Below are 6,908 nucleotides of genomic sequence, written 5' to 3' on the forward strand. Positions count from 1 at the left end.
CAGTGAACAGTTTGAATATTGAATGATGAACAGTGGAATATTGAATATTGAAGGTAACCTACGCTCCTCCCCGAAAGTAACGGCGGGCCGTTCTTTCTGTCCCTCCAAAGGGACAAAGGTTCTTGCCTCTGGGGAGAATTCTTGTGTAGGTCGATATTCCATCCATTGGCAAGAACTTATCTCTCTTTGGAGAGAGACCGATTTCAGCTCTGCTGGAAATCAGGGAGAGGAAAGTGGTGGAATTAGGCTATTAGCTTTAATCCTGATGCTGCTTTTTTCTACATCCATCCAATCCCAAAACATAGAAGCAGATTTCAGTGGCTATGTAAAAGAACTGGGAAGCATCAGCCTCAGCAATGACCTCGAAACCCTTCGCTACGACAACATCCTTCATCATCGCCTTGAGTCTGAGTTTAGAATGGGGGAGCATTTTGAATTTCGGGGAGATGTGAGAACTCGCTTGTTCAATGGGTGGATGGTAAACAATACACCGGGTTATGGAAACTTCCTGGCAAACGATCCCGGATATTTTGATTTGAGTAAAACTTGGGTTGATAGCGACTACACTGTGTTGAACTCAGCTATCGACCGTCTTCACCTTTCGTATATCAACGGCCCTTGGGAGGTTCATGCTGGACGGCAACGCATAAATTGGGGAAAGACGATGGTGTGGAATCCCAATGATTTGTTTAACGCTTACGCTTATCTGGATTTTGATTATGAAGAACGTCCCGGTACAGATGCTTTGTATGCGTCTTACTCCTGGAGCTATGCTTCAAGTGTGGAAGCCGGATATCGAATAGGGAAATCGTTGGATGAATCGGTGATTGCGGGAATGATTCGGGGAAGTTTGGGAGAGTATGATGTGCAGCTTATCGCCGGAAATTATTTTGAAGAATTGGCCTTGGGAGCAGGTTGGAGCGGATATCTGAAAACGGCTGGCTTTAAAGGTGAGCTTACTTATTTCCATCCCAAAAAGAACTTCTTTGATGAAAGCGGACATTTTACAGCCACGTTAGGGGGAGATTATATGTTCCCGAATGCTGTTTATGGCTCTGCAGAGCTATTGTATAATGGCGGGTGGAATCGCTCGGCTAATCCATTGGGGCAACTAACCCGTCCTCCCAGTGCTTCTGATTTGTTCATCGCTGAAACCGGGTATTTTCTGAACGCAGCTTACCAGCTAAACCCTCTCACAAGTATAAGTAGTGGGGTGATGGGGAGCTTTGACCGAAAAATGATTATACTAATTCCGCAATTTACACGATCTCTTTCCGAAAATTTAGATCTCATGATACTCGGCCAGTTATTGAAAGGTTCTGTGTTTTCTGACCTCACCGAAACCCCAAACCTGCTTTTCTTTAGGGTGAAGTGGTCGTATTAGAACTTAGTGCACCTTAGTACACCTTTGTGTCCTTGAGTCTTGGTGGCAAAAAAGAGGGGCCACAAAGACACGAAGTCACAAAGAATCACAAAGAGGAATGACGAAAAAAAACTTGGTGTACCTTAGTGCCCTTGTGTCTTAGTGGCAAAAAAGGAAAGGCCACGAAGGCACGCAGAATCACTAAAGGAATAAGGTAAAATGAGATCGAGGAATTCTTAAAGTATCATCCTTTTAATTCCATCTTTTATTAATGGAACATTGAAATTGATTAAATAGCCCAATCTTTTACCAGTTAATTTTAGATGACTTAGCAATTGAGCTTCCCAAACAGGATTTACTGTTTCAAGATCCTTTAGTTCACAAATGACTAAATCATTTACCAGCACATCTAATCTGAGCCCTTCCTCGAATACCACACCTTCAAAAGTTATAGGTATATCAAGCTGCCGGTGGATGTTAAATCCCTTTTTGGAAAGGACGTGGCAAAAACAAACTTCATAAACTTTCTCCAACAATCCGGGACCTAACGAGTTATGAACATGGTAAGCCGAATTAACAATAGCTTTTCCAATTCTTTCCTCCTCATCTGTGAGTGGTTCAAAACGTTTATTATTTGATCGTCCCATAAAAACCTATAATTAATTTCATTTAATAAGTCATTCAAAAATGAATAAGTCAAGATAAAACTTAGTGCACTTTAGTGTCCTTGGGTCTTGGTGGCAAAAAAGAGGGGCCACAAAGACATTAAGTCACAAAGGAAAATCTTGGAGAAAGGTCACTTTTTATACCTGAACAGTAGTTGCATGTAATCATAGCTTATTTTAAATTTAGTCAAGACTAAAAAATAAGTTGTCGTGATAAAAATTATACTAAATATAAGCATCGCAGTACTTCTCGCTTTTACAGCAGAAGCTCAGAATAGAACCGGAACCATTACAGGAAAAGTAATAGCAGGAGGAGAACCGGTAGTAGGAGCCAATGTTGGCATTATAGCACTTCAAAAGGGAGATGCAACAGATGAGAACGGCGTTTTCATGATTAAAGAAGTACCGACAGGTACGTATAAGCTGCAAATAACTGCAATTGGTTTTAAAAAGGTAGAAAGAGAAGTCAAAGTAACGGGTGGAAAAACCACTCAGCTCGAAATTAAATTGGATCAATCCGTTTTAGAACTTGAGCAAATGGTAGTGACCGGAACCATGCGCCAAACCTATGTAAAGGAGTCTCCTTTAAAAGTAAATGTAGTTAAAGCCAAACAGCTTCAGCAGGGGAGAATAAGTTCCAATATTATGGATCTGATTAGCAGTGTAAACGGACTTTCAACCCAACTTAATTGCGGAGTATGCGGGACGAATGCCATAAGAATAAATGGAGTGGAAGGGCCAAACACCGCCGTCTTAATTGATGGAATGCCCATTATGGGAGCTTTAGCTTCGGTGTATGGGCTGAACGGGATTAGCCCCTCTATCATCGATCAGGTGGAAGTTATTAAAGGCCCCCAGTCAACTTTATATGGAACCCAAGCCTTGGGTGGCGTGGTAAATATCATCACCAAGAACCCGGCAATTACCCCTACTTTTTCAGCGGATGTATATACCAAAAGCACCGAAGAGGGAAATATTAATCTGGCCTACTCTCCTAAGTTTGGTCGGTTTGAAGGATTTATAAGCGGAAACATTTTACGTCTTGAAAATTATTTTGATGAAAACGGCGATAACTTCAATGACCTGGTGAAACAATCACGGGTTTCTTTGTTTGGAAAAGGAACACTGCTGGGAGAGAATATGGAACAGCGTTTGAATATCGCCACGAAGTTCTACACCTAAAATCGTACGGGGGGACTCGAATCATTCAACGATGATCTTCGCGGCTCCGATCAGATTTATGGTGAATCCATTTACACCAACCGGTTTGAGTTAATGACTGAATACCGTCCGGCCGGTTTGAATGAACGCCTTCGAATTAGTGGGGCCGTTACCTATCATGACCAGGATAGTTATTATGGAACCGATTGGTACGATGCTCAACAGGGGATTGTGTTTGGTCAGGCTACCTGGGACCAGTCCATTGGCAAAAACTTTCAGCTATTGACCGGAATCACCATTCGATATGAAACCTACAATGACAATACTCCGGCAACATCGGCCGGTGCCGACAAAAGATGGATCCCGGGCGTCTTTTCACAAGGAGAACTAAAAGCCGGTGACTTTACTTTTCTGGGTGGGATTCGGTTTGATCATCACTCTGAGCATGGTATAGTTACGGCTCCTAGATTATCATCAAAATTCAGTCCCACTAACCTGACAACATTTAGGGTAAGTGCCGGAACCGGATTTCGGGTAGTGAATGTATTTACAGAAGACCATGCAGCATTGACCGGTTCTCGGGAAGTGGTGTTCAATGAAGATTTGGAACCCGAAGAATCTAAGAGCATAACGGCCAGTTTGGAACAAATCATTCCGTTTGGCACTAACCCCATGACGGTAAGTGTGGATGGTTTTTATACGCATTTCTCCAATAAAATAATCCCTGATTACGACCAAGACCCGAATTTAATAGTCTATGAAAACCTGGCGGGTTTTTCGGTAACCGAAGGTTTCTCTGTAGGTTTGGAACAGAATTTTACGGCTCTGCCCATCACCTATAATGCCAGTATGACGATTATGGATGTATATACGGAAGAGAATGGGCAGAGGAGAGCCATCATGTATGCCCCGAAATACACCGGCGTATTTGGCGCGACGTACACGATTCTTTCTTTAGATCTTTCACTGGGATATAACGGGAGTCTGGTCGGACCAAAACGAATGCCGGACAATTATGCAGAGGAATTTGACAGGTCATCAAGGTCCCCGACTTACTCTACGCACGACATCAAGATCACCAAGGAATTTGCTGATGTGAACAGTGATAAAGGAGTGGGTTTTGAGGCCTACCTGTCCGCGGAAAATATATTTAACTATAAGCAGGGAAGTCCGTTAGTGGGTGCCGCGAATCCATTCGGTCCGGAGTTTGATACTATCTATACCTGGGGACCAATTATTTGCCGCACCTTTTCAATTGGCGCACGATTAAACCTGAGGTAGAGATGAAAGTCATTAAGGTAATTTATATAGCGATTGTTTTGACCTTGCTGGGTATTAGTATTCCAGTTTCGGTCCAAGCTCAGAAAACGGATCTGAAATGGCATATTTTTGAAGAAGCACTGCAGCTGGCTGAGGAAACGGGGAAACCCATCATGGTAGATGTATGGGCGCCGTGGTGTGGCTGGTGTAAGAAAATGGAGAAAGAAGTCTATCCTGAAATTTCGGCTAATTTTCATGAAGATTTTATTCTTACCCGCTTGAACCGTGATGACAATGAAAGCCGGAAGAAATACAAACACGTGTCGTTAACCCCACTACGTTTGTCGCAGAAACTAAATGTACAACAAGTGCCGGCCATCGTGATGCTTTCGCCGGAAGGGGAGTACCTGTTTCACCTGTCAGGATTTACGGAGGCCGAGAAATTGAAAGAGATTTTGGGGTATGTTGTTGAATGATGGATAGGCATAACCGGCTTGGTTATTACGGGTTATAAAAGTGATAAAAACCGAGATTTACCGCAACCCCTCACTGGTTTTAGGAGGATTTTGCCGAACATGCCAAACAGTCTGAATATAGATCGTAGCCTCTTCTTTACGTATGCGGTATATAACCCGGTAATTTCCGAATATCAGTTTACGTAAATTCGGTTCATTATATTCTGGCACAATTCGACCTGATTCAGGTTGCTCAATAAGCTGATCGGTTTTCTCAATAAGTTTTACCGCCCACTTTTCGGCAGTGTCAAAATCATCATGGGCGATGTAGTCGACAAACTTGTTGAGTTTATGGAATGCCTGATTGGTCCAGACTATTTCCACTTTGCAAGGTTTTCTTTAATACGTTTTTTAGCTTCCTCATGAGATACGACTTCACCTCTTGCAATTTGTCGCTCTGCTTCAATCAGCTCTTCCATCAGGTCAATTTTATCAACCATCCGTTGATACTCTGATACATCTACTAAAACAGCAGCACTTTTTCCGTGCTGTGTCAAGACAATAGATCGCTTCTGCTTTTTGATTCGGTCAATGAAATCGGCGGCATGTTTCCTGAACTCGGAAAGCGGTTGAATATCCTGGTCTATTTCAATTCGTGCTGTTGCCATAATGGTGAAATTTATCTTTAAACGTATTTTTAATGTACAAAATTAATACGCAATGTGATAACGAAATGAATATATGAGCAGTATTGGTGAAGGGCTGAACGTTGTTCTCTCAGAAATTGAATTGAATACAATAATTTGAACAAAAAGTAACCCGAAAGCAATCGTGTGATAAATTATGAATGAGGCAGACTAACGGCCCAGCGTTTAAATAGCGAGTCTGGATTTGAGTATAAAATTATTCAAAGGTTGGAGCTTTTTTCCATTACAAAAATTGCTACCCTTGATCATGAAAAAAAAGCGAAAAAAATTTAAAGGCTCTCCAAAAAGGTATCACCCCAATGGTATTACAATTTTGTATGAAGACTATGACATCATTGTCATCGAAAAAATACATGGCTTGTTAACGGTTCCTAATGACAAAGAGAGGGATAATACCGTTGAATATTTGCTGGGCACTTATGTCCGAAAAGGAAATCCCAAATCCAGAAAGAGAGTCTTTATTGTACATCGGTTAGACAAAGACACCTCAGGAATTTTAATCCTTACTAAAAGCGAGCAATCGAGAAAGTACCTTCAGGATAATTGGAAGAAAGCGACTAAAATTTATTTCACGGTTATAAATGGTCAACTTAGAAAAAAGGAAGGGATACTAAGCTCCTACCTTGCTCAGAATTCGATTCACCGGGTATATTCCGTGGGAGAAGATTCAGAAGACAGTAAACTTTCGAAAACAGAATATAAGGTTCTAAAGGAATCAGATCATTACAGTTTGATAGAGGTCAACCTTTTAACCGGTCGTAAAAACCAAATTCGGGTCCATTTTGCCGAAACCGGACACCCTGTTGTTGGTGATAAAATGTATGGGCGGAAAGAAAAGGGCATTAAGCGACTTTGTCTTCATGCCGCAAAACTTTCAATACATCACCCGGTTACCAAAGAACGAATGACTTTCGAAACCAATATACCTGAATATTTCACTTCTTTGATTAGTTAAGGAGTGATGGCTTTAAGAACAATAACGCCGTGTTATTTTTTGAATTCACTGGATTTCGAGCTTTACTTTTTTACCTAATGCCTTTGCATATTTGGTAAGCGTGGAAAGTTTAATATCCTCGGCATGATTTTCCATTCTGGAAATCACTGATTTCGTGGTGTTCAACTTCTCAGCAACATCAGCTTGAGTTGCTCCCATATTTTCACGGGCTTGGCGAAGAATTACTCCGATTTTGAAATTTAGGTATCCTTCCTCAAAGTTTTCGGCAAACTCTGGGCTTTCGGCTTTCTTTTGATCGATAAAAATTTCTAAATCATCTTTACTCATTGTTCTTTCCTCCGG

Annotated in this window: 9 protein-coding genes; 5 read left to right on the top strand and 4 right to left on the bottom strand. The window is 41.5% G+C overall.

Going from position 1 to position 6,908, the window contains the following annotated elements; translation table 11 throughout:
• The first annotated feature begins 22 nt into the window (after window positions 1-22).
• The gene (locus tag RI561_RS11955) at window positions 23-1,384 is read left to right on the top strand and encodes a hypothetical protein (protein WP_395080478.1); all 1,362 of its coding nucleotides are present in this window, start codon (window positions 23-25) and stop codon (window positions 1,382-1,384) included.
• Between the two features lie 215 nt (window positions 1,385-1,599).
• On the opposite strand, the gene RI561_RS11960 is transcribed toward RI561_RS11955, so the two are convergent.
• The gene (locus RI561_RS11960) at window positions 1,600-2,010 is read right to left on the bottom strand and encodes a GxxExxY protein (RefSeq protein ID WP_395080479.1); all 411 of its coding nucleotides are present in this window, start codon (window positions 2,008-2,010) and stop codon (window positions 1,600-1,602) included.
• Window positions 2,011-2,238: 228 nt separating this feature from the next.
• On the opposite strand from RI561_RS11960, the gene RI561_RS11965 reads away from it, so the two are divergent.
• The 3 genes from RI561_RS11965 to RI561_RS11975 all read left to right on the top strand — a co-directional run bounded on the left by RI561_RS11965 (window position 2,239) and on the right by RI561_RS11975 (window position 4,925).
• Entirely contained in the window at window positions 2,239-3,210 is a 972-nt protein-coding gene (locus RI561_RS11965; protein WP_395080480.1) for a TonB-dependent receptor plug domain-containing protein, read from the top strand.
• Between the two features lie 93 nt (window positions 3,211-3,303).
• Window positions 3,304-4,470 (top strand): TonB-dependent receptor plug domain-containing protein, encoded by a 1,167-nt coding sequence (locus RI561_RS11970; RefSeq protein WP_395080481.1) that lies wholly within the window; start codon window positions 3,304-3,306, stop codon window positions 4,468-4,470.
• Between the two features lie 2 nt (window positions 4,471-4,472).
• On the top strand, window positions 4,473-4,925 hold the full coding sequence (locus RI561_RS11975) for a thioredoxin family protein (RefSeq protein WP_395080482.1): 453 nt from the start codon (window positions 4,473-4,475) through the stop codon (window positions 4,923-4,925).
• A gap of 57 nt (window positions 4,926-4,982) precedes the next feature.
• Here RI561_RS11975 and RI561_RS11980 read toward each other — a convergent pair whose 3' ends face one another.
• Both RI561_RS11980 and RI561_RS11985 read right to left on the bottom strand, forming a co-directional pair.
• The gene (locus RI561_RS11980; protein WP_395080483.1) at window positions 4,983-5,288 is read right to left on the bottom strand and encodes a type II toxin-antitoxin system RelE/ParE family toxin; all 306 of its coding nucleotides are present in this window, start codon (window positions 5,286-5,288) and stop codon (window positions 4,983-4,985) included.
• The gene (locus RI561_RS11985) at window positions 5,279-5,572 is read right to left on the bottom strand and encodes a type II toxin-antitoxin system Phd/YefM family antitoxin (protein ID WP_109647487.1); all 294 of its coding nucleotides are present in this window, start codon (window positions 5,570-5,572) and stop codon (window positions 5,279-5,281) included. Before RI561_RS11985 ends, RI561_RS11980 begins: the two co-directional genes overlap by 10 nt.
• 286 nt (window positions 5,573-5,858) lie before the next feature.
• Between RI561_RS11985 and RI561_RS11990 the strand changes: the two genes are divergently transcribed.
• Window positions 5,859-6,566: an RluA family pseudouridine synthase gene (locus RI561_RS11990; RefSeq protein ID WP_395080484.1), complete on the top strand. Its 708-nt coding sequence runs from the start codon at window positions 5,859-5,861 to the stop codon at window positions 6,564-6,566.
• 45 nt (window positions 6,567-6,611) lie between these two features.
• Here RI561_RS11990 and RI561_RS11995 read toward each other — a convergent pair.
• Window positions 6,612-6,908, bottom strand: a 297-nt coding sequence (locus tag RI561_RS11995) for a helix-turn-helix domain-containing protein (RefSeq protein WP_395080485.1), incomplete at its 5' end; no start/stop codon positions are given.

Source organism: Gracilimonas sp. (assembly GCF_031581265.1).
Lineage (GTDB): Bacteria > Bacteroidota > Rhodothermia > Balneolales > Balneolaceae > Gracilimonas.